Here is an 18,736-nt window from a genome sequence, read left to right as displayed (position 1 = left end):
GAATCCGGGGGGACCCCCCTGATTCTCCGTTAGATGTGTGGCTAAAGAGCCACACACCAAGATTACCGGAGTCTTCGCTTCGCTCAGACTCCAGATGAAACAGATGAAACGGGGGTCGCCGCGCCTACTCGGCGCGGCTTGCCCGCGCGAAAAAATTAGACGTCGTCGCTCAGTCCAAAGCGAGGTGAGCCATCGCCCTGGAGGTGACGTGGTCCGGCACGGGTCCGAGGTAGTTTCGTCGGAACGTCTCGCGCCCGGAGTCGGTCATCGCCCACCCGCCCCACGCCATCGTCAACTCCTCCGCGATAGGTACGCCCTCGAACGCGAGTGAGTAGAACGTGTCCGTCGCCCACGTCCGTCGAAGGTCGTGCATCCCGAGGTCGTGCCACCGGTCGTCATCGAGGTCGTCGGCCAACTTCTCACGAGCTTCGACAATCCAGTCCCGCAGCGAGCGAGTCGATACGTCGACGACCGGTTCGTCGGCTCGCATCCGCGCTGCGGACTTCAGGTACTTCACGCGTTCGCGAAGAGACTTCGAAACCGGCGTGTCCCGAGCCCCGGATTTTCCGTCGGGGACGGTGAGTCGCCATTTCCCCTGGTCGTCGAGGCGCTCGAAGTGTCGCGGCTCCACGTTCCGCACTTCGTCGCTGCGGAGACCGTGGAGTCCAAGGTCGAGAGCGATACGTCGCCGTGGGTATTCGTCCTCAACGAGCGAGAGGAGTTTCTCTTGTTCCGCGCGTGAGAGCCACAGTCGCTTTCCTGACTTCGATGGATATGGGCGTGCCTGCATGGTTCCTGTTCTGGTAGATGTCTCTGTTTTCCGGAACCTTAGCTAGTTCGGTCGCCTCGATCTACCCGGAAAAGACGTCGATTACTCAGCGTCGAGGCGCAGTTGGTTACGAGAATAGTCGGTTCTCGGAAGTCCAGAGAAGTCACGCAGTATCGTCCCACATTCGCCACAGACGTGTGATTCGATACGCGACACCACCGAGTAGCCCAACGACTCCAACGCCGCTGTAGACGAATCCGGGCACCCACTTGTTCGCGAACGCGAACCGAGCCGTCACGTTCCCGACGACGACCGCGGTCGTCATCGCAGTGTCGAGCATCGACTGAATCATCGCCAAGTACCACACTCGCCACGCCGGACCATTGCTCGGCTCCTGTCCGCGACTGTCCACGAGCTGGTGCTCGAATCGATCAGGGATGATTGGGTTGTCGACAGGCTCCACGTCGCGAACGTCGATGTCCAACTCGTCTGCGGGAACGCGTGCCTCGTCGAGGGACTCTGCAGCGAGGCCGAAATGACCACCCAACATCACGCCCATGAACGCCGCGATGACCAGCAGGCCAACGCTGTAGATCGCGACGACACGAACCAGTGAGAAGAACATCGATGGCCCTTGACGACTCACTCTCTCAAGCTCAGCGAGCGCTCTGTTCATCGCACACCACCCCAGGACCCCGCGAGCGCCCCGCCCGCCGGGCGTACACGCGATGAAACGCCGAAGGACCGCCGAAGCCGACGACCCGACGACCCGCCACTTGCGTATCTCAAGTTAATATAAACACAAGGGTGTGGGGGGGTGGGAGGGTGTCCCGACACTCTACATGACATCGAGGTCCGCCTCCCGAACCACGTATTTCTTGATCTGCTTCGACTCGTCCTCGCTCACGCCGTAGTCCATCTTCAACAGAGCACGGTCGAAGTACTCACCACCCGATGCTTCACTGATGTACTCCTCGACGCGCCCCTCGTCGAGAATCTCTTTCGCCACCTGCACCGGCGACAGTTGTTCCGTCTCGGCTTCCTTCGACTCCGCTCGCACCTTCTCCAGCAAGTCGTCAATGAGGTCGTCAGTGAACTCGCCCTTCGTCGACTCGTACTCCTCTACGAGTTCGGGCGTCGGGAGCTGAAACTTCATCCACTTGTGCCGTCGAAGCACACCATCGTCGCCAATCATCCGGTGGTACTTCTTGTACATCTTGCCCGTCTCGTTGTTCGTTTGGATGTACTTCCACCGGGCTTTGCTGATGCCGGCCGACTCGTCTTTGCCGACCATGATACCGAGGTGATGGAACCGACGCTGAACGTGCGAGTCGATGAGGTCGAAGTCCGGCGCAGTCATGATCGCGCCGTTGTTTCGATGTCGCCACGTCTGTGTTAGCGCGTCGAGGACCTGATTGGCGACCGTGTACCAATTCCGGTTCCCCGCGGCGACACCCGCTTCTTCGAGCACGATAATCGCGCCCTCTGGGAGGTCACTCGCGGCGATTTCGAGGAACTCCTCGACGGAGTACGTCACTCGATGTGGTCCGAACGTCGGGTCAAGGGCTTCCGCGAGTCGGAGTGCCGCGTAAGACTTCCCGTCCCCCGTCTCCCCGGCTAAAAAGCACATCCAGTTCTCGTTGAACACGTTCATCCGCGGCCATATCTTGCGGCGGAGAATCAGGTTCTCGCGGACTCGGTCGGGCATCTCCGAGTAGTGGCTGGAGAGGTTTTTCGGAGGAGCGTGCGACTGCATCCGGTCGACGATCTCCGGCTCACTCTGCGAACTCATACGACCTCACCCTCCGCGTCCTGAAGTTCGATAGACGGCTTGAACCCGAGTTTCGTCGCCGCGTCGTCGAGGACACCCGCGATGTCCATCAGCTGTCGCACGTCGAGGACGACCTGTTGGGTCGTCTGTTCTTCCCGCACCCCGCGCATCGTCGAGCGGGTTTCCACGACTGTCTCGGTCGCATCCTCCAGTTCGTCCAGACGTTCGAGACCCTGGTACGGGATGTCTCTGACTTCGACCGGTGGGACGCCCTGTTTCTCGTAAATCGCCATCGCCTCGTCTTGCGACACTTCGAGTGTCTGTCCGTCAATTTCAAAGACGTACTCTCGCTCGGCGGTCCAGTTCGGCGACAGCACGACCGACGACCACCACTCTTTGATGATGCCCTCGCTCCGAAGCGGGCGGAGCGCCCGGTAGTACTCCAGAACCCGGTTCTGGAAATCGCCACGGAGCGACCGCGGAACCATCGACATCCGCAACCGGGCGTCTTGGACCTCCGAGCGCTTCTGGTGACACCGGACCTGCGCGTCCTCGATGATGCGCTCACGAACCGTCTTCGACCGTGGGTCATCCGAGTTAGACATTCGAATCACCCCCACGAGTGATGAGAATCGAATCCCCGAACGTGTACACATCGACCTCCATGTCACCATCGAGTTCGAGCCAATCCGCACCGTAGGCGGTCGGATTGATGTACAGCGACCCTGAAACCGTCGTCACCTGCCGTGACTCACGATTGAGTGCGAGTTCGTCCAGTCCACCGAGTTCGTTCAGGAGCGATTGGATTTCAACAGAGCGTCGAGATCCCATCTGACAGATGTGGTCAGAGGCCGCATCAGTCCTCGATTGTCTGAATTTCTGTGTCGACATACTGTTCCCCACACCCTCATATCGGTTAATACCCCGGACGACCCTAAGACACGTCTTAGGGTTCATACCCCCACTAAACACTAAGTTCCATCTAATTCTTGCACGAAATATAACTATGAGGACACCAATGGCGTAAGTATGTCTGCATGTGCAGGCCACCCCGCCGCTGGGTTCCGCCTGGGGCCGGGTGCCAACGTCGACGACGACCGCGCTATCGAAGTGACGGTCGACGAATCGTTCACCAACCCAATCGAGGAATTCGTCCACGGACAGGGCGGAGTCACCGGCCAAGCGCTCAACCGCGGGCTCGACACCGCACAGCGTGTCGGCATCGAACCCAAACAGGAGCACTTCGCAGAAGACGCGACGACCACCGCCCGCATCTCCGGCTCGATCATGATGGTCTCCCAGGCCATCATCGTCGCCGTCGTCGCGCTCATCGTGCTCGGGTCGCTCTACTCGACCGAAATCGTCGCTAATCCGACGTACAACAACACCTGGACCTCGATGTTCGACACGTTCGCTAACTACGGCGAGACGGCGTTCATCCTCATCGGCGTCGGTCTCATCGCCGCAGGTGCGAGCGTCGCGCTCGGATTCTTCGGTGGCATGGGCGGTGGTATGAACGGCGGCCGGTAGACCCGGACACACCACCTACGCACCGATTTCTCACTGCTCATCACCCAACTCAAGAGCCATGACTAACGCAATCGTCACGTTCGCCATCATCGCCGTCGTCGGTGTTTTTGCTATCGCTACCTTCGGGACCTCCTACATCGAGAGTGCCGAGGCTCAAGCGACCACCGAAGGCATCACCCTCGACGATGCCGGCCGCCTCGTCGACGCGGCAGACATCGCCGTCGACTTCGGCGCGAACGTCACCGTCACGCACAACGGTACGACCCTCTCCGAAGGTGTCGACTACCGTTTCAACGAATCGACCGGGGAGCTCGAACGACTGGCAAACGCGACCGTCTCCAACGGGACGCAGGTCAACATCAGCTACCAGTTCGAAGCACCCGACCAGACTACCCGCGATGTGAACCGCGGGCTCGGTGCGATTAGCATCCCAGTACCGCTTCTCGCCCTCATCGCCGCCGCATTCGTCGTCTGGGGGTTCCTCGGATGATACTCGTCGCCCACCAGCTGGCACTCGGCCTCCTCGGGACGCTCGCCCTCTTCGGAGCGCTCGTTTTCCGCGGCCACGACTCTGAAGCCATCTGGGCACTACTCGGCCTCATCGTCTGGGGCGCACTCGCGCTCACCAGCGGTAACGTCGCCGTCTTCAACGAATCGACCGGCGAGTTCATCTCAGTCGGCTCTCCGACTATCCAGTTCGTGTGCCTCGCCGCGGCCGCAGTCAGTGCCATCGCACTCTACGGTGCCGTCTTCCACACCGCCACCAGTGAGGGTGTCCGCGCATGATGGGACGCGACCCCCAACCCGACCCCGGCGAGCTCCAAGCGCGTGAGCTCGACGAGCGCGCCGCCCAAGATCTCGAACGAACCGCGGTCAACCGCGGCGTCTCGAACGGCCCGGTAGTCGACCCCATGCACGACATGGAGCCCGAGGACCTCCTCGACCGCCTCCTCGAAGCCGACGTCGAGTCCAACGAGTACGATGAACTCGTCTCGCTCATCCAGCCGTACCTCTCGCCGAGCGAGATGCTCGCCGATCACGACGAGGAGTACTACGACGCCAGATCTCGGCGGCTCCTCAACGCGAACCTTCGCGACCGCATCGTCCGCGGCCGCGAATACCCAGACCTCTGTACTGGCGTCTTTCGGCAGGTCGCTCAGGAAGTCAACGGCGACTCGTTCAGTGGCGTGCGGAGAGACCTTGCGGACCACGAGAAAGAGGCTATCCGCACGGTCATCGACGACGTTCGAACCGATCGCCAGTCGCTCGGCGACGGCCGCCTCCTCGAAGCGATAACAGAGACTCACGTCTCCAGCGAACGGCGCGACCCCGACGGCGACACCCAGTCCGGTGGTCGAATCAGCAGTATCCTCCCGTGGTAGCCCATGACTGACAAGAATCCCAACCCCGACGACACCGACCCACTCGCATCGGACGAACCAGAATTGTTCGCGAACACCCGAGAGAAACTCGACGAGGAATCAGAAGACCACAAAATCGCGCGGAAAGCTGGCGACGCCAGCGGCGGGCTCGTCTACAACTTCTTCCGCGGTTGGTGGGTCTTCTGGGTCTCGTTTTGGCTCAAGGTCCTGCGGTTCGTCCCCAGGACGAACAAACTCGGCGACAAGGTCATCGACGCCGGCTACAAGCTCAAGCTCAAAACGACCGGTGCCGACACCATCACGCACGTCATCTACGGCGACGGCGTCATCGCACCGCGCGCTTCGAGTTGGCACACGACCGAGAACGAGTTCCGGAGCGAGAACGACGAGCGCTTCAAAACCGACGAGCAGGGCATCCCGTACCGGATGCTCGGGAAATACCCCGTCGCGTGGGCGCTCGGGAAATACGCTGAGACAACCGACCCTATCGAGGCGTTCATGGGCGGCCAACGCCGGCGCGGGGAGTTCGAGCCAAGCGCCACGACCGACGGAGGAACCGATGTCGCAATCCACGCTGAAGTCGCCGACGACGAATACGACGGCCGTGTCATCTCCTTCCGCGACGGCTACCGGCTGTTCGGTAGCAAGGTCACACAGGAGGACATGAGCCTCCAGGGGACGCGCGCGAAGCTCGCCGAACTCGACTGGTCCCGCAAAGAGCAACTCTACCTCGTTCTCGTCGGGCTCGGTGGTGTCGCACTCGGTCTCTTCGGACCCGCGCTCGCCGCGAGCATCGCAGGGAGCGCATCCGGCACCGGCGGCGGCATCAACGTCCTTCCGTTCATGATTAACGCCGGTCTCGGAGGTGTGTTCTGATGCCACTTCCCGGCGGAGGAGACGCGGAGGACCGCGAGGCGAAGCGCCGCGCTGAAGAAGACATCCGAGACGCTCGCGACCGTGCTCGGGACAACAACGACAGTTCGTCGTCCGGGTCGTCCTCGTCGAACGACCGTGACAGGGACCGTGACCGTGACCGAGATCGGGACCGCGACCGCGACCGTGACCGACAAATCGTCGAACAGCGGAAATCCCAGCGTCGAGGCGACCGATACCAGACGGGGTCGTCGTCCGACTCATCGTCGTCTGGGTCGTCGTCATCTGGGTCGTCACAGTCTGGAGGGACCAACAGTCGCTCGTCGAGCGACCGTGGCCGTGACCCGGTCAGCGACCGCGAGGCGGCCACACGGTACAAGCGCGAAGTCCGCGAGACGAAACAAGAGAACGAGCGACGACAGCGCCAAGATGCGCCGATGGTCGGCGACGACTTCGTCGACGCCCGTGAAATCACCCGTGCCGAAGCGAAGCGCCGGACTCGAATCCGAGAGCTCAAACAGCGCGTCGTCGACCAGACGCCCGGCCTCGACAGCACACAGAACGTCCGAGTCCGGCGCGACGGAAACAGGCTCGTCGCCTCGCTCACGACCATCGGTCAGCACAACGTCCGCGACTATCAGGTCGAACAACAGCGAAACGCACGAGCACGCGAACAGCGACTCGCCGAGAAGCTTGGTCAGGAGTCGTCCGACAACGTGACTGGCCGCGCGCAGGACATCGACGCCGAGCTCACCAAGGACGCCAGCGGCGACATCTCCACAGTCCAGCGAGAGACAGCACGCCGCGACATCGCCGACAAAGTCGATGTCGACCCCGACCGAGTCAAGATTGTCGGGCAGACGGACGACGGCGGCTTCCGCGCACGTATCGAGGGGCCACCCGAACCGGAAGAGCAGTTCGGCGACATCCCGATTGAAAACCCGTTCACAGGGAACAGGGTTGAGGACGACCTCGAAAACAAATCGGCACAGTATCAGGAGACAACCGATCCCGTCTTGGATTACATCTCCGAAGGCGCTAATACTCCCATATCAGCGTCTGCAATGGGGAGTCCGTTCAACCCAGACTTCGTCCGTGGTGAAGCTCGCAGTTTCCGAAATATTCTCGACCCGTTTGCTCTCGCGGCGGGGGCGAAGGAGGCCGGAGAGTTCGCGATCACGCAACCAAACCGGATTCTGATGGGCGACGGTCCGGGGTTCGCTCAAGACGTGTCGGAGAGGGGGACGCTCGCCGCGGATGTCTTTACGAAGCGAATGGATGAGAATCCCGCCGACCTCGCAGGGTCTATTTTAGGTGGGACTGCGGCCGCCGCTCTCGGAGGGGCCGCAGCCTCGCGTGTGACACGCTCTGCAGCGCGTCGTGTCGCCCAAGCCGATATTGATGCTGGGAGCACTCGGGCGAGCGCATTCCTCAGCGATACACGTGGTCAAGGACAGCTGATTCGGAACATCGACGACGCATCCCCCGACGCTGACAGTGGTGGCCTCATGTCCGATATGCAAGATACCCTTGATCGGTTCGAACGGGCAGAGCGGACCCGAAAGGCCGAGGAGGCCGCCGAAAGGCTCCACGCCGAACGGCAGGAACGTCTCCCACCTGGGGAATCGTATGAGCCGGAAGGTCCACCGGAGGGCTATCGTCAACCCGCCCCCGAAGGCCGGACAGTCTCATCGGGACCAGACACCACTCGCTCAGGTCCGACAGACGCTCAACTCGAAGCTTGGAACCCACGGAATCCTAAGTCATCGACTGAGGTTGACCTCACTCCGCGCGAGTCACAGTTGGCCGCGCAGATGGACACACCCTCCACGGACTTCCGCGATGTCGCCCGTCAGTGGGAGTCCAGCGAGGCAGCGCAGATGCGACGCGCTGCTGAAGCTTCCAGTTTCGAGGGACGGACCGACTTACTTGGACGGGCAGAGGCCACCGGCGTGGGGCTTGCGACCGGTGAGCAGTACGCCCGTCAGCAACAACAGCAGTACGAACAAGCTCAGAAACGGCTTCAGTCGCGCCTCGGCCTCGATACAGGACTTGGCACCCGTCTGGGTCTCGATGCCGGCATCAGCTCGCAAAGTGGCCTCGACCAACCGACTGACCAGTCCCAACCCGTGCGCACAGACACCGACACTGTCCCCGATCTCCGCGTCGACACACAACTCGGTGACCAATCCGAGGCGCGGCGTCTCTGGGACTCGCTCCCCGAGTTCAACAGCCCTGTTTCAGACACCCCATCTGAACCGACACCGAATGAGCAGCCACCCGAATACGACCAACCCAGGTGGTGGAACAGACAACGCCCGCCGACACGAAACCCCAAGCGTAAACGAGACAAAACGCCTGGTAACCAGAGTTTCGAGTCCACCTTCGCGGTCGATATGAGTGCGTGGGAGAACAGTTGGAAGACTGGCATCGCCGACATCGACAAGCTCTGGAAAGAGCGCTTCGGGGGCCTCTGATGGCGACCTTCGGGTTCTACATCAAGGCGGCGCTGACGCTCTTCCTCTCGGTGTTCGTTCAGGACATCCTCCAGACGGTCACCGAACTGATGCTCGCCCCTTCCTGTGGGCCATCGCGGGTCACCCAGCCCGTCGTCGAGGGAGCGCAGAACTGCCTCTACGTCACGCAGGCCGTGACGTGGCTCGTTGCGCTCGTCATCGTCGGTCTCTTCGTCACCGGCCTCACTCGCGGCGCGCTTCTCGGTGGTGTTACCCCGTGAGTCCTCGGGTGCTGATCTTCGTCGCCGTCGGTATCATCCAGATTGCCGGCCTTGTGTTGTTCCTCAACACCGCCGGAGCGGAGGTCTTCCACGTCGCGGAGAGTATGACGTTCCTCCAATCGACGTGGGTCTGGGGACCGATTCAGAACTTAGAGACGCTGAGCTACTTCCTCATCGTCCCGATATTCATCGTCGATTACCTCGTGTACGCAGCCATCGCCGGCGTGACGCGAGAGAAACAACAGGTCGCACAGTACCGGAGGGGCCGACTGTGAGGCGACCCAGTATCGTTCTGTTCGCAATCATCGGGTCGCTTTTAATCATCTCCGTTGCGCCCGTGACTGCCGCCGACGGTGATCTCGTTGTCGGGTCTGAACATACAACCGACTCGGATTTCGATGATGCGACCGAGCTGACGAATGTCTCTGTCGCAGGGTCTGGAGATAGTGCAAATCTCGTCTTCACCGATGGGCAGAGCTATTTCGATAGTTTCGAGGACCAACCAGCGGATTCGGGGATTCCAGATGGGTGGTCACAAGACGCCGCTTATTGGGTGCCCGACGCAGTAGAGGTCTCATCGACTTACGCAACAGACGGGTCACAAAGTGTTTACATCGGAGATTTAGACGGGACTGAAATCTCGCGACTGCAGCCAGATCTGCACCCCATCCCCCCGACAACAGATCCCGTCTCAACCGATATGAGATATGTATCGGCCGACGATTCGGGGGGATCGATCCGTCTCGCCCTCTCAGAGGACGGTACTCGGGTGGCTCTTGTCCAGTTAGACGGCGACTCACTGATCAATTATAACGGGGCTGAGCAGACCATAACATCAGTTCCCTCCGCCGATGAATGGGTCTCAGTACGGATCACCGACATTGACCCAGTGACAGATACGTTCACGGTGAAATGGGAAACAGCGTCGGATAACGGCACTGTGACGGGGTTATCGATGTGGCGAGATATGTCGTCAGGTTGGGACACCGCAACACTCGGAGCTAACGATGGTGCGGGGTACTTCGATGATTTCGCTCACGGTGCAGGGTCGAGTTACTCTGGCAGATATATATCATCAACCCACAACGTCACCGACCCTGCTGAGGGGCGCGTTGACCTCTCACTCGACAATGCGACCGCAGACGTGATTTGGCAGGCAGAGTCATCTGGGACGTGGACCAACGTCTCGTCAGCGACCCACTCAACCAGTGGGACCAAAACCGCCGACCTGTCCTCAACGAGCGCCGACCAGTGGCGCGTCCGCGTCGACTTCGAGACTGCCGGCTCTGAGCCGACAGCCGGCCTCGGGCGCGACGCGGTCTACTTCCCGGTTACGACGCCAGACATCTCAGCGGCATCTTCATCCCCAAGCGGTGGCGAGGTCGTCCGATATTCGACGCCAACGCTCTCCGTCAACATCTCTGACGACGACCTCGGAACCGCACAGGGCGAGGAACTCACGTTGACGTGGCGCGTTGATGGTTCGGTCGTCGACACCACAACCCGGACTTCCAACGGGACAGCATCGATTACCGCCCCGTCGCTGTCGGATGGTAACCACACTTGGAGCGTCACCGTCGACGACAGCTACGGCGAAACCGTCTCTTCGACCGAGTTCGATTTCGAAGTTCAGCACGTCGAGCCAACGATAACTGAGCTCTCACCGTCAGACAACACCTCATTGTCGACTCGTGATATCGAACTTTCTGCCAACCTGACTGATTCGGACTTCGCGTTCGACGGCGACGAGCTCACGGCCGAGTTCATCGTCGACGGCGGTGTCGTCGGGTCCGAGACCCTCACGAGCAACGGCACCGCCTCCACGATGTACACGATGGATGGCGGGTCTGCATCGTGGTCCGTCCGCGTGAGCGACACCTACGGCAACACCGTCACCTCAGATAATCGGACGATTCGCTCACCGTCGACGCTTACCATCCGCAACGTCTCGACCGGCGATCCGATCACAGGGTCCGCGCAGGTGACTGCGAAACTCTACTCGGGTGAACTCATCTTCACGAAGAACACCTCCGGAACAATCGATCTGACCGGCGTTCCGGTCGAGCGCGGCTACATCATCGAGGTGACTGTCGACGGCTACGTTACTCGGACAGTCGCTATCGAATCGGTGTTCGAGCAGGGTGACGTCTATCTCCTTCCGGAGACCGCCGACACGGTCTACCAAGAGATGACGCTGAACGACCAGACGGGTGACTTCGAGGCAAGCTCGACGGTGCTCTACGTCGAGCGACCAATCGAGCGAAACGGGACCATCGAGTGGCGCGTCGTGACTGGCGACTACTTCGGTGCGGATTCCGTGTTCAAGACGACGCTCGAACAAGACCAACGATACCGACTCGTCATCGAGAACGACGACGGCGACCGTCGCGAGCTCGGTGCCTACATCGCCGCGGTCAACGGCACTGCCCCGCTCGATGTCGGGACGATCCAGTGGCAGGCTCCCAAGGGAGACACCTACCAGTGGGATGCGTTCGTCGACGACGAGACATCGGCACTCCGCGTCATGTACTCCGACCCGGAAGACGAGACGACCGACTTCGATATCGTCGTTCACGAACGGGGCAACGCCTCGAACGTCCTCTTCGAATCGACGGCGACGAACCTCTCGTCGTTCCAGCGCACGGAACCACTCAGCCAGTCCGAGCTCGAACAGGACTGGGCGGTGAACATCACCCTCGAACGGAACAGCCAAATGATCACCATCGACGAGCCCATCTCGTCGGCCGCGTCGATCCGCACGCCCGTCCCCATCGATACTCGGTGGGCCACGCTCGGCGGACTCGTCCTGCTCGTCGCGCTCGCGGCCGCGTTCCCCTCGACGCTCTCACGCGTCGGCGCAGTTGCTGTCGTCTCCGTCGCCACGGGCATCACGTGGCTCGGCTGGGTCGACATTCCGATGAGTGTCATCGGACTCTCCGGCGCGGTCGCGCTACTCGGGCTCGCCGCCTCCTTCAACTCCTACTAAAATGAAAGTCACAGTCCCAATGCTGTTCGTCATCTGTTTCGCGGTCGCTGGCGGCCTCATGGCCGGGTCTGGTTTCAACGACGCCGTTGGAATCGACAAAGCGACTGGTCTTCAGGACGATGCCGACCAGCTCTCCGAAGACGCATCGTCGTACCGTGCTGACCGAGGCGACTCCGTCGACAGCTACCTCGGGTTCACAACGCAGGCAACCGGCGCTATCGTCGGAGCGTTACGCTGGAGCCTCATGCTTCCGCTCGCCCTTCAGAACGTCGGCTTTCCGGCGTGGTTCGCCGGTCCTATCGGCGTCCCGATTCAGTTCGTGAACTACATCGGTGTCTGGCAAATCATCCGGGGGATGCGCATCTCATGAGCGCGCTCGACTGCTGGTTCCAGCAGGATGTCCATTCCTGTGTCGCCGACGGCCTCGGCAGTGCCTTCGGGCCGGGCTCCGAGAGCGTCCTCGCGATGTTCATCGTCGCGGGCGTCATCATCCCGATTTACGCCAAGACCGGCGACTACGTCCTCCCGGCGACGCTCCTCGTTCTCATCTCGGGGTTCGCCGCGACGTTGCTTCCCGGCATCATCGCCTCCATCGCCTGGACGGTCATCTTCATGACGCTCGTCGTCTCGCTGTTCGCCGCGCTCTTCCAGACGGTGGTTCAATGAGTCTCGGGACCCTGCGCGATGGGATTCTCAACGAGGACCTCGACGAGAAGCAACTCGCCGCGCACGTCTTCATCATGGTCAACCTCCTCTGCAACGGGCTCATGACCGCGCCCGTCGCCCTCGACGTTCCTGGAGTCCTCACGCGCGTCGGAGTCTACTTCGCGCTGGGGTTCAACGGCATGGTCCTCTTCACGCTCTTCGCTCGCGAGGTGCCACGATGAGCCTCCTCTCGAACCTGCTGACGCCTTCGGTCCCCCTCCACGAACTCACCCACGCTGTCGCGGCCTACCCGTGGGCCGACGTCGATATCTCCATCGACGGGACCGACTCGCGAGTGACGATGGACTGGGACGACGACGCACCCGTCTGGGCGATTCGGGTCGCGCATCTCGCGCCGACGCTCGTCGGGCTCGGCATCGCGATGCTCCTGGTCGTCTTCTTCGGCGTCCCGAGTGTCTCCGGTCTCGCCGGGCTCGCACTCCACGACCTCGGTTTGCTCGTGATTCTCTTCGTCAACTGGGTCGTCTACGCTTTCCCGAGTTACGCCGACAGACACCCATTCAGGTGAAGAACCAGATCAAAATAACAGAGAGAAGAACTAACAGCAGAAGTGTGTAAATGGTATTTGAGCGCTCGTTCGACTCTTCTGTTGGGTTTGACTGTACTCTTGGCTCATCAGAAAGGCTCGGGTCTTCTTCCTCGACTTGCTCGTCTTTTATCTCAGATAGACGCTCAAGTTCAGACCCAATATCGAATTCATCAGTAGTTTCCTTCCCGACGTCATTCGGGGCTGATTCGATTTCTACGGGTTTGAAAATAGAGTTCCCACAGATTGCACACGTTCGAGGCTCATCTCTAGAGTAAATTTCTCCACATTCTGAGCAACTCCAATGAAGGCTCTCAGGCATGAGCTGATTAATCAGTCAAAACAAATGTGAGATGATAGTTTTATCGCTACACCACCCTCTATCGCACAGGTCTTTACTTTCACTCTGCTTGCCGACTATTCAAATCAGTATCTCACGAATGCTATGGGCATGATACGCGATGCGCGGGCACTCCGGGACAATTTCGTCCCCGCTGACTTGGAACATCGAAACGCCGAAATCGGGCACCTCTCGTCGTTACTGAAGCCAATCGAAGGTGGCGAAGCCGGGTCGGATATCCTCATCACCGGCCCCTCCGGTGCGGGGAAGACGACTCTTGCCCGGTTCGTGGCGAACGAACTCGAACGGGCGACGCTCGATGTCCGAACCGCCTACGTGAACTGCCTCTCGAATTCGACGAACGCCGCTGTTCTCCACACGCTCATGCGCGACGCCGGCCTCGGACTCGACTTCGACCGAGCGTCGACACCGGTTCACGAGTATCTTGCTCGCATTGAAAGTCGGAACGAGCAGTTCGTCATCGTCCTCGACGAGGTCGACGTCCTCGAAGACCCGTCGCTCATCGCGATGCTCTATGACATCGACAACGTCACCACGATGATGATCTGTGTCTCCGAAGACGCGTTTCTCTCGACGCTCGATATGCGCGTCGAGTCACGCGTTCGCGCCGCAGCAAGCGTGACGCTCGAAAAGTATCGAGACGACGAACTCGCGGACATCATCCGCGCCCGCGTTGACCACGGTCTCGTTCCCGGCGCTGTCGACGAAGCGACTATCAAGCACATCGCGGACCGCGCGGCTGGCGACGCTCGGCTCGCAATCACCAAGCTTCGGCGGGCGGCCCAGCTCGCAGACCTCCAGGAACTCGACGCGCTCAGCCCGGGGCTCGTCGATGACGTCGCTGATGGTGCCGCGGGAGAAGTCCACGAGCGAAACGTCGAGCGACTATCGACGCACAAGCGACTCCTCTACGATATCGTCAAGCGCCACGGTGAAGTCTCGTCTACGGACCTCCACGCAGCGTACGAAGAGCACATCTCCGCGCCGAAATCGAAGGCGACCCGTCGCCGCTATCTAGGTGCGCTCGAACGGTACCGACTCATCGAACAAGAGGGGGCGACGCGGGGGACTCGATATCGACTCGTCGAGCCGTGATTCTCACGACGCTGCTGCGGCTGTGTCGTTGTTCTCCATGTCGAATGGAAGGTTAATGACTAACTCATCAAACCAGACGACTGGTCGCTTACTCTGACCCTCTTGCTCGAAGAAGATGACACCCAATCGAGCGAGACGGTTGAGTTCTTCGTGGACGTTCTTCACGTCACGGTTGACTACGCGGGCCGTCTCGTTGATGCTGGATGGTTCTTCCCGACGGATAGCTTTGATGAGGTCAAGCGTTCGCGGGGTTAGCGTAGCCATCAGGTCATCATAGCTTGTGAATGAAATCGTCGGTGTGGAGTCTACAGAGTCGCCATCTGCGAGAGCGGTGAGACTCTCGGTAACGTCCTCTTCGAACTCTCGGTCCGATTTTACTGTAACGACGAGTGTCGATTCGGCTTCGAGTAGTTCGCGTTCCATCGGGTGCAGCGGTGGCACAGTATCTGACATTGGGACCTCCCTCGGATGGCCTCACTTAAGTTCGAACTCCGATTTCGGTATCTCGCTCCAGAACCGCTCCCAGAGTTCGACGATGCCGGGGAACTCGATGATTTCTGGGTCAGGGTTCGGCGCGACGTGGAGTTCGTGGCCTTTCGTGTCTTCGTGTGAGTTGTCGTACCGACGAATCGTTCCATCCTCGAGAGTGCGTTCAGAGTCTGGTTGTATCGCACCGTAGTGGAACTTGTAGGCCCACCCAGATGGGTATGCATCATCTGAGGTTCGCATGCAGAACACTCGAACCACAGTTCCGTCGGGGTATTTCTCCCCTCTGCTCACACCATCAAGGTCGTCGTCGGTCAGCGAGGCCATCCTCAACCATTGGTACGTAGACCAATTGCATAACTCTACCCATTGGTCTGAGTGCCAATAGTGGTGGAACGATTCTCACTCAGAATACATCGTTTTCAGAACACCGTACACCCACAGGGAGATGATAGACGAAAGTATCCCAAGTCCGAGGGCTATCGCTGTTGAGATTCCGAGACCGAGTGTTGCCGCGTAGTAGGCCGCGATACCCGGAACGAAAATGAGGAACAGGGCTATGCGCGCACCTATTCCGTGAAGCCACCAGACAAAAATCAACTTCAGTAGGCCGATTGCTTCAGACACACCGCTTCTCGCCACTGACTGTTCAGTCATCTCCAGAACCCCAAGGTTCGTTTTCCATACACTACTATTCAGATTACCAAACATAATTATTTCCCTTACATTTCATTTGAGTGTTGTTTGTTAGAGATTCGTTCATCGCGCTAATCGGCAGACGGCGCGGTTATTCGTTCATTCGCTCATTTTGGCCAAACGCTGGTAGCAAAGCCTCACGCTCATGAAAACAGCAGAGTAGTCCGTTCGAATCGGGTTATTCGTTCATCACCCTGCAAATCGTTTAAGGGAGATACTCATCGGCACAGGTATGTCGACGACGATTGGCACCGGTCCGGCGAACGGAACGAGTCGAGAACTGCGGTTGCTAAGCGGGTTCGTGGTCCGCATCGAGATTACCACAGACCCAGACTACGCGGCGAGACTCGATGTCCACCACGACGGCCGACGATGGGTCTACGGTATCGATAGCAACGAGAAGGCGACGTTCATCGACGCGTTCGACGACGGTCGCGTCGACGATCCCGACGAGCCAGAGTGGATGCGCGAGGTCTTTCTGGAGTTGGAGGTCGATTGGGAATGACGCTACGGTTCCGGCAACTCGTCTTCATCGACGTTGCCCGCGAGGAACTCGCGGCCGAAGTCCGTGAGCTCGTAGATACCGTTCTCGTTCGAAAAGAGGTTCGCAGATTCCAATACTCGCATCCTCTTGTTCACGTACACATCATTATAGTCGATATTGTAGGCGACTACTTTCGACGTTGCGCCAATGTCGTGAGATTCGTAAAAAAGAAGAATCTCGTAGTCGGCGGGCGAAAACCACGAGATTCTTTCGACCATCCTCTTCAGGAATTCACTCATCTTGGTTCAAAAACAACCACGTATATAGTTAGGTCTGTTTACTCAAGTAGTCATTGAAAATTTACTATGGTAGTTGGGTTTTATATTGGATGCCTCTCATTGTCGGTAGTGACGACTCTCACCGTGGCCTACAAGTCGCGGAAAACGCCCGGGCTCCTGTTCCAGCAGGACCCGAGCACGGGCCGTCACCCACAATGACGACCAAACTGAAGCTCTCGCGGGCACGCAATAAAGCCCGCGACACGCCCGACGAAGCGTCAAACAACTGCCCCACGTGCGCCACGCCCATCGAGGGCATCAGCGCGAGCGGGCCCCTCAACCGGACGGTCGTCCCGTGCGGTTGCACGCTGCCGAACGTCCGCGCGAGCGATATCGCGCGGGAGGACTAACACCATGAGTTACAACAATCTCGATACGCTCCTCGCGTTCCTTCGTGAGGACCTCGAACCCGGACAGGACCGCATCTACTACTCGGGAACCATCGCGAACAAGACCGACCTCGACGGGTCGGAAATCGGCTACTGGTTTGCGCGTGCGGTGAACGCGTACCCGCACTTCGACCCCGTGGAGTTCGATGGCCTCGAAGTCGAACGCTACCGGCCGGAGACGAACACCTGCCGCTGGAAGGTCACTCGCCTCGAAGAAGACGTGCGACTCGTCGCTGATGGCGGCGTTCGGTGGCTCGATCTGACCGAGATTCAGCAGCAGATCGTGAAGGCGGTCATCGAGATCGAGACGGAGGTTGGAGACAAACCGTACGGCGTCGCCATCAAGCACATCCTCGAAGAGCGCTACGGCGAAGAAATCTCGAACTACCACGTCTACCCGAACCTCAACACCCTCGTCGAGATGGGCGTCATCGAGAAGGGACAGATCGACCAGCGCACGAACTCCTACGAGTCGACCGCGCTGGCGCGACAGATGGTCGCCGGCGAAGCCGAGCACATGGCCTCGCTGGCCGGCCTCGAACTCGCCGAAGCGGTCACCGACGGTGGTGAGCGGCAATGAGTTGCGACATCTGCGGGTCGCGCTGTCAGGGCCGGCTCTGCCGCGACTGCGAGCTGATGGAGCGACAAGAAGACGACCTCGAATGGCGCTGGGACGACCTCGACGACGACCTCGACGACGAAGAGGATGATGTCGACCGCGGCGACGGCGTCGCCACCGACGGCGGAAACGCTGAAGCCTCGCTCGGAGCGTTCGAGACCGTTGCCGAAACGCTCGGCATCTCGCTGGACACGCTCTACCGCCGGCTCGCGCACGAGACGCCGTCGAACCCGCGCGAGTGGGAACCGCCACTCCCCGAAGCCCAAGAGCACGCCGGTGCCGAGGAGATGCACGTCGCGCTCGATGTCGAACCGACCACCGCGCAGGGAGGTGTGAGTGCAGAACTTTCCGACCGAGTCAACCAGCTCTACGTCGAGGCGACGACAGAGAACGTCATCTTCGAGGTCGCCGAAGAGTTCCAGAGCGTTTCGTTCTCGACGACGTTCGCGCCCGACCAAGCCAAAGCGATCGGCTGCGCGCTGATTGCGGGCTCGAAGCGTGCCGCGGACGGCAACTCGGGCGTCATCGTCCGGAAGTTCAATCTCGCCGGAGTCGACCGTGGCGACGGTATCGAGACTGATGGTGGCCGCGACCAGGATGGACCGCTCAAAGTCATCGAGAGCGGCACCGCGTACTACTACGAGGACGCTGACGAGTCTGTTCGCCACGAGGGCCGGATCGAGATATACGCACACTACATCCGGCTTTGCGGTGGCCCGACCACGACCTGGGTCCCGCGAGAGCAGGTCCAGCAGGTGATGGAGATATGAGCTACCGTCACTCGACGGACCGCGTCGACGGCACGATGCTCGTCGAATGTCCGAACGATCCCGAGCACATCACGTTCGAGATCGAGCTCAGCTGTAGCGAGTCCAAGCCCTCGGAACTGTTTCTGATCGAAGAGTGTCCTGACTGCGGGTCGGACCTTTCGACCATCGAATCGGTGACTCCCACGGAGGTGCTCTGAG

General features: G+C 60.1%; 30 protein-coding genes. 20 read left to right on the top strand and 10 right to left on the bottom strand.

Features of this window, described 5'->3' with window-relative positions; all coding sequences use genetic code 11:
- Positions 1-169: 169 nt before the first annotated feature.
- A complete protein-coding gene (locus DEQ67_RS01570; RefSeq protein ID WP_424020159.1) occupies positions 170-373 on the bottom strand; it encodes a hypothetical protein in 204 nt (67 codons plus the stop codon).
- Here DEQ67_RS01570 and DEQ67_RS01565 point away from each other — a divergent pair.
- Complete coding sequence (locus tag DEQ67_RS01565) at positions 368-742, top strand: hypothetical protein (protein ID WP_424020158.1); 375 nt, start codon at positions 368-370, stop codon at positions 740-742. The two genes, DEQ67_RS01570 and DEQ67_RS01565, sit on opposite strands and share 6 nt — an antisense overlap.
- Positions 743-932: 190 nt before the next feature.
- Here DEQ67_RS01565 and DEQ67_RS01560 read toward each other — a convergent pair whose 3' ends face one another.
- From DEQ67_RS01560 to DEQ67_RS01545, 4 genes are all read right to left on the bottom strand, one after another.
- Positions 933-1,445, bottom strand: a complete 513-nt coding sequence (locus DEQ67_RS01560; protein ID WP_147301799.1) for a hypothetical protein — start codon at positions 1,443-1,445, stop codon at positions 933-935.
- A 162-nt stretch (positions 1,446-1,607) separates the two neighbouring features.
- Positions 1,608-2,561 (bottom strand): hypothetical protein, encoded by a 954-nt coding sequence (locus DEQ67_RS01555; RefSeq protein WP_115891777.1) that lies wholly within the window; start codon positions 2,559-2,561, stop codon positions 1,608-1,610.
- Positions 2,558-3,145, bottom strand: a complete 588-nt coding sequence (locus DEQ67_RS01550) for a hypothetical protein (RefSeq protein WP_115891776.1) — start codon at positions 3,143-3,145, stop codon at positions 2,558-2,560. Before DEQ67_RS01550 ends, DEQ67_RS01555 begins: the two co-directional genes overlap by 4 nt.
- Positions 3,138-3,371 carry a hypothetical protein gene (locus tag DEQ67_RS01545; RefSeq protein ID WP_147298806.1) on the bottom strand — a complete coding sequence of 78 codons (234 nt, stop codon included), beginning with the start codon at positions 3,369-3,371 and terminating at the stop codon, positions 3,138-3,140. Before DEQ67_RS01545 ends, DEQ67_RS01550 begins: the two co-directional genes overlap by 8 nt.
- Positions 3,372-3,569: 198 nt before the next feature.
- On the opposite strand from DEQ67_RS01545, the gene DEQ67_RS01540 reads away from it, so the two are divergent.
- The 13 genes from DEQ67_RS01540 (at position 3,570) to DEQ67_RS01480 (ending at position 13,282) form a co-directional block, all read left to right on the top strand.
- Positions 3,570-4,070 carry a hypothetical protein gene (locus DEQ67_RS01540; protein WP_233509345.1) on the top strand — a complete coding sequence of 167 codons (501 nt, stop codon included), beginning with the start codon at positions 3,570-3,572 and terminating at the stop codon, positions 4,068-4,070.
- A 58-nt stretch (positions 4,071-4,128) separates the two neighbouring features.
- The gene (locus DEQ67_RS01535) at positions 4,129-4,560 is read left to right on the top strand and encodes a hypothetical protein (protein WP_115891775.1); all 432 of its coding nucleotides are present in this window, start codon (positions 4,129-4,131) and stop codon (positions 4,558-4,560) included.
- Positions 4,557-4,856: a hypothetical protein gene (locus tag DEQ67_RS01530; RefSeq protein WP_115891774.1), complete on the top strand. Its 300-nt coding sequence runs from the start codon at positions 4,557-4,559 to the stop codon at positions 4,854-4,856. The genes DEQ67_RS01535 and DEQ67_RS01530 overlap by 4 nt, the downstream gene beginning before the upstream one ends.
- The gene (locus tag DEQ67_RS01525) at positions 4,853-5,452 is read left to right on the top strand and encodes a hypothetical protein (RefSeq protein ID WP_233509344.1); all 600 of its coding nucleotides are present in this window, start codon (positions 4,853-4,855) and stop codon (positions 5,450-5,452) included. Before DEQ67_RS01530 ends, DEQ67_RS01525 begins: the two co-directional genes overlap by 4 nt.
- Positions 5,453-5,455: 3 nt before the next feature.
- Positions 5,456-6,328 carry a hypothetical protein gene (locus DEQ67_RS01520; protein ID WP_115891772.1) on the top strand — a complete coding sequence of 291 codons (873 nt, stop codon included), beginning with the start codon at positions 5,456-5,458 and terminating at the stop codon, positions 6,326-6,328.
- Positions 6,328-8,802, top strand: coding sequence for a hypothetical protein (locus DEQ67_RS01515; RefSeq protein ID WP_147301798.1), 2,475 nt, complete (start codon positions 6,328-6,330; stop codon positions 8,800-8,802). Before DEQ67_RS01520 ends, DEQ67_RS01515 begins: the two co-directional genes overlap by 1 nt.
- A complete protein-coding gene (locus DEQ67_RS01510; protein WP_115891770.1) occupies positions 8,802-9,062 on the top strand; it encodes a hypothetical protein in 261 nt (86 codons plus the stop codon). The genes DEQ67_RS01515 and DEQ67_RS01510 overlap by 1 nt, the downstream gene beginning before the upstream one ends.
- Positions 9,059-9,337 (top strand): hypothetical protein, encoded by a 279-nt coding sequence (locus DEQ67_RS01505; protein WP_115891769.1) that lies wholly within the window; start codon positions 9,059-9,061, stop codon positions 9,335-9,337. The genes DEQ67_RS01510 and DEQ67_RS01505 overlap by 4 nt, the downstream gene beginning before the upstream one ends.
- A 62-nt stretch (positions 9,338-9,399) precedes the next feature.
- The gene (locus DEQ67_RS01500; protein ID WP_233509343.1) at positions 9,400-12,048 is read left to right on the top strand and encodes an Ig-like domain-containing protein; all 2,649 of its coding nucleotides are present in this window, start codon (positions 9,400-9,402) and stop codon (positions 12,046-12,048) included.
- 19 nt (positions 12,049-12,067) lie between these two features.
- Complete coding sequence (locus tag DEQ67_RS01495; RefSeq protein WP_008605516.1) at positions 12,068-12,418, top strand: hypothetical protein; 351 nt, start codon at positions 12,068-12,070, stop codon at positions 12,416-12,418.
- Complete coding sequence (locus DEQ67_RS01490) at positions 12,415-12,714, top strand: hypothetical protein (RefSeq protein ID WP_004062484.1); 300 nt, start codon at positions 12,415-12,417, stop codon at positions 12,712-12,714. Before DEQ67_RS01495 ends, DEQ67_RS01490 begins: the two co-directional genes overlap by 4 nt.
- Positions 12,711-12,935 (top strand): hypothetical protein, encoded by a 225-nt coding sequence (locus DEQ67_RS01485; protein WP_115891768.1) that lies wholly within the window; start codon positions 12,711-12,713, stop codon positions 12,933-12,935. Before DEQ67_RS01490 ends, DEQ67_RS01485 begins: the two co-directional genes overlap by 4 nt.
- Positions 12,932-13,282 (top strand): hypothetical protein, encoded by a 351-nt coding sequence (locus DEQ67_RS01480; RefSeq protein WP_115891767.1) that lies wholly within the window; start codon positions 12,932-12,934, stop codon positions 13,280-13,282. The genes DEQ67_RS01485 and DEQ67_RS01480 overlap by 4 nt, the downstream gene beginning before the upstream one ends.
- On the opposite strand, the gene DEQ67_RS01475 is transcribed toward DEQ67_RS01480, so the two are convergent.
- Positions 13,275-13,622 (bottom strand): hypothetical protein, encoded by a 348-nt coding sequence (locus DEQ67_RS01475; RefSeq protein ID WP_147301797.1) that lies wholly within the window; start codon positions 13,620-13,622, stop codon positions 13,275-13,277. The genes DEQ67_RS01480 and DEQ67_RS01475 overlap by 8 nt on opposite strands.
- Before the next feature lie 129 nt (positions 13,623-13,751).
- Between DEQ67_RS01475 and DEQ67_RS01470 the strand changes: the two genes are divergently transcribed.
- The gene (locus DEQ67_RS01470) at positions 13,752-14,756 is read left to right on the top strand and encodes a Cdc6/Cdc18 family protein (protein ID WP_115891786.1); all 1,005 of its coding nucleotides are present in this window, start codon (positions 13,752-13,754) and stop codon (positions 14,754-14,756) included.
- A gap of 3 nt (positions 14,757-14,759) precedes the next feature.
- Here the strand turns inward: DEQ67_RS01470 and DEQ67_RS01465 are convergent, their stop codons facing one another.
- From DEQ67_RS01465 to DEQ67_RS01455, 3 genes are all read right to left on the bottom strand, one after another.
- Positions 14,760-15,209, bottom strand: coding sequence for a hypothetical protein (locus DEQ67_RS01465; RefSeq protein ID WP_181950683.1), 450 nt, complete (start codon positions 15,207-15,209; stop codon positions 14,760-14,762).
- A 21-nt stretch (positions 15,210-15,230) separates the two neighbouring features.
- Positions 15,231-15,569, bottom strand: a complete 339-nt coding sequence (locus tag DEQ67_RS01460; RefSeq protein WP_115891766.1) for a toxin-antitoxin system TumE family protein — start codon at positions 15,567-15,569, stop codon at positions 15,231-15,233.
- Positions 15,570-15,644: 75 nt separating this feature from the next.
- Positions 15,645-15,899, bottom strand: coding sequence for a hypothetical protein (locus DEQ67_RS01455; protein ID WP_147301796.1), 255 nt, complete (start codon positions 15,897-15,899; stop codon positions 15,645-15,647).
- Between the two features lie 271 nt (positions 15,900-16,170).
- Between DEQ67_RS01455 and DEQ67_RS01450 the strand changes: the two genes are divergently transcribed.
- Entirely contained in the window at positions 16,171-16,443 is a 273-nt protein-coding gene (locus DEQ67_RS01450; protein WP_115891764.1) for a hypothetical protein, read from the top strand.
- A 2-nt stretch (positions 16,444-16,445) separates the two neighbouring features.
- Here the strand turns inward: DEQ67_RS01450 and DEQ67_RS01445 are convergent, their stop codons facing one another.
- Positions 16,446-16,700, bottom strand: coding sequence for a MarR family transcriptional regulator (locus DEQ67_RS01445; RefSeq protein WP_115891763.1), 255 nt, complete (start codon positions 16,698-16,700; stop codon positions 16,446-16,448).
- A gap of 215 nt (positions 16,701-16,915) precedes the next feature.
- On the opposite strand from DEQ67_RS01445, the gene DEQ67_RS01440 reads away from it, so the two are divergent.
- Genes DEQ67_RS01440 through DEQ67_RS01425 form a run of 4 tightly spaced genes read left to right on the top strand, consistent with a single transcriptional unit; the run spans position 16,916 to position 18,735 of the window.
- Complete coding sequence (locus DEQ67_RS01440; RefSeq protein WP_115891762.1) at positions 16,916-17,110, top strand: hypothetical protein; 195 nt, start codon at positions 16,916-16,918, stop codon at positions 17,108-17,110.
- A 4-nt stretch (positions 17,111-17,114) separates the two neighbouring features.
- Positions 17,115-17,729 carry a helix-turn-helix transcriptional regulator gene (locus DEQ67_RS01435; protein WP_115891761.1) on the top strand — a complete coding sequence of 205 codons (615 nt, stop codon included), beginning with the start codon at positions 17,115-17,117 and terminating at the stop codon, positions 17,727-17,729.
- Positions 17,726-18,538, top strand: a complete 813-nt coding sequence (locus tag DEQ67_RS01430) for a hypothetical protein (protein ID WP_233509342.1) — start codon at positions 17,726-17,728, stop codon at positions 18,536-18,538. Before DEQ67_RS01435 ends, DEQ67_RS01430 begins: the two co-directional genes overlap by 4 nt.
- Positions 18,535-18,735: a hypothetical protein gene (locus DEQ67_RS01425; RefSeq protein WP_115891760.1), complete on the top strand. Its 201-nt coding sequence runs from the start codon at positions 18,535-18,537 to the stop codon at positions 18,733-18,735. Before DEQ67_RS01430 ends, DEQ67_RS01425 begins: the two co-directional genes overlap by 4 nt.
- The last annotated feature ends 1 nt before the right edge of the window (position 18,736 follow it).

It is taken from the genome of Haloferax sp. Atlit-48N, from assembly GCF_003383015.2.
Lineage (GTDB): Archaea > Halobacteriota > Halobacteria > Halobacteriales > Haloferacaceae > Haloferax > Haloferax volcanii.
This window is presented reverse-complemented; position numbering and strand designations above follow the sequence as displayed.

Bases quoted from the DNA above. Each gene is read 5' to 3' on its own strand.
- DEQ67_RS01570 (WP_424020159.1), bottom strand. From the start codon at position 373: ATGCACGACCTTCGACGGACGTGGGCGACGGACACGTTCTACTCACTC.
- DEQ67_RS01560 (WP_147301799.1), bottom strand. From the start codon at position 1,445: ATGAACAGAGCGCTCGCTGAGCTTGAGAGAGTGAGTCGTCAAGGGCCA.
- DEQ67_RS01555 (WP_115891777.1), bottom strand. From the start codon at position 2,561: ATGAGTTCGCAGAGTGAGCCGGAGATCGTCGACCGGATGCAGTCGCAC.
- DEQ67_RS01550 (WP_115891776.1), bottom strand. From the start codon at position 3,145: ATGTCTAACTCGGATGACCCACGGTCGAAGACGGTTCGTGAGCGCATC.
- DEQ67_RS01545 (WP_147298806.1), bottom strand. From the start codon at position 3,371: ATGGGATCTCGACGCTCTGTTGAAATCCAATCGCTCCTGAACGAACTC.
- DEQ67_RS01540 (WP_233509345.1), top strand. From the start codon at position 3,570: ATGTCTGCATGTGCAGGCCACCCCGCCGCTGGGTTCCGCCTGGGGCCG.
- DEQ67_RS01535 (WP_115891775.1), top strand. From the start codon at position 4,129: ATGACTAACGCAATCGTCACGTTCGCCATCATCGCCGTCGTCGGTGTT.
- DEQ67_RS01530 (WP_115891774.1), top strand. From the start codon at position 4,557: ATGATACTCGTCGCCCACCAGCTGGCACTCGGCCTCCTCGGGACGCTC.
- DEQ67_RS01525 (WP_233509344.1), top strand. From the start codon at position 4,853: ATGATGGGACGCGACCCCCAACCCGACCCCGGCGAGCTCCAAGCGCGT.
- DEQ67_RS01520 (WP_115891772.1), top strand. From the start codon at position 5,456: ATGACTGACAAGAATCCCAACCCCGACGACACCGACCCACTCGCATCG.
- DEQ67_RS01515 (WP_147301798.1), top strand. From the start codon at position 6,328: ATGCCACTTCCCGGCGGAGGAGACGCGGAGGACCGCGAGGCGAAGCGC.
- DEQ67_RS01510 (WP_115891770.1), top strand. From the start codon at position 8,802: ATGGCGACCTTCGGGTTCTACATCAAGGCGGCGCTGACGCTCTTCCTC.
- DEQ67_RS01495 (WP_008605516.1), top strand. From the start codon at position 12,068: ATGCTGTTCGTCATCTGTTTCGCGGTCGCTGGCGGCCTCATGGCCGGG.
- DEQ67_RS01490 (WP_004062484.1), top strand. From the start codon at position 12,415: ATGAGCGCGCTCGACTGCTGGTTCCAGCAGGATGTCCATTCCTGTGTC.
- DEQ67_RS01485 (WP_115891768.1), top strand. From the start codon at position 12,711: ATGAGTCTCGGGACCCTGCGCGATGGGATTCTCAACGAGGACCTCGAC.
- DEQ67_RS01480 (WP_115891767.1), top strand. From the start codon at position 12,932: ATGAGCCTCCTCTCGAACCTGCTGACGCCTTCGGTCCCCCTCCACGAA.
- DEQ67_RS01475 (WP_147301797.1), bottom strand. From the start codon at position 13,622: ATGCCTGAGAGCCTTCATTGGAGTTGCTCAGAATGTGGAGAAATTTAC.
- DEQ67_RS01470 (WP_115891786.1), top strand. From the start codon at position 13,752: ATGATACGCGATGCGCGGGCACTCCGGGACAATTTCGTCCCCGCTGAC.
- DEQ67_RS01465 (WP_181950683.1), bottom strand. From the start codon at position 15,209: ATGTCAGATACTGTGCCACCGCTGCACCCGATGGAACGCGAACTACTC.
- DEQ67_RS01460 (WP_115891766.1), bottom strand. From the start codon at position 15,569: ATGGCCTCGCTGACCGACGACGACCTTGATGGTGTGAGCAGAGGGGAG.
- DEQ67_RS01455 (WP_147301796.1), bottom strand. From the start codon at position 15,899: ATGACTGAACAGTCAGTGGCGAGAAGCGGTGTGTCTGAAGCAATCGGC.
- DEQ67_RS01450 (WP_115891764.1), top strand. From the start codon at position 16,171: ATGTCGACGACGATTGGCACCGGTCCGGCGAACGGAACGAGTCGAGAA.
- DEQ67_RS01445 (WP_115891763.1), bottom strand. From the start codon at position 16,700: ATGGTCGAAAGAATCTCGTGGTTTTCGCCCGCCGACTACGAGATTCTT.
- DEQ67_RS01440 (WP_115891762.1), top strand. From the start codon at position 16,916: ATGACGACCAAACTGAAGCTCTCGCGGGCACGCAATAAAGCCCGCGAC.
- DEQ67_RS01435 (WP_115891761.1), top strand. From the start codon at position 17,115: ATGAGTTACAACAATCTCGATACGCTCCTCGCGTTCCTTCGTGAGGAC.
- DEQ67_RS01430 (WP_233509342.1), top strand. From the start codon at position 17,726: ATGAGTTGCGACATCTGCGGGTCGCGCTGTCAGGGCCGGCTCTGCCGC.
- DEQ67_RS01425 (WP_115891760.1), top strand. From the start codon at position 18,535: ATGAGCTACCGTCACTCGACGGACCGCGTCGACGGCACGATGCTCGTC.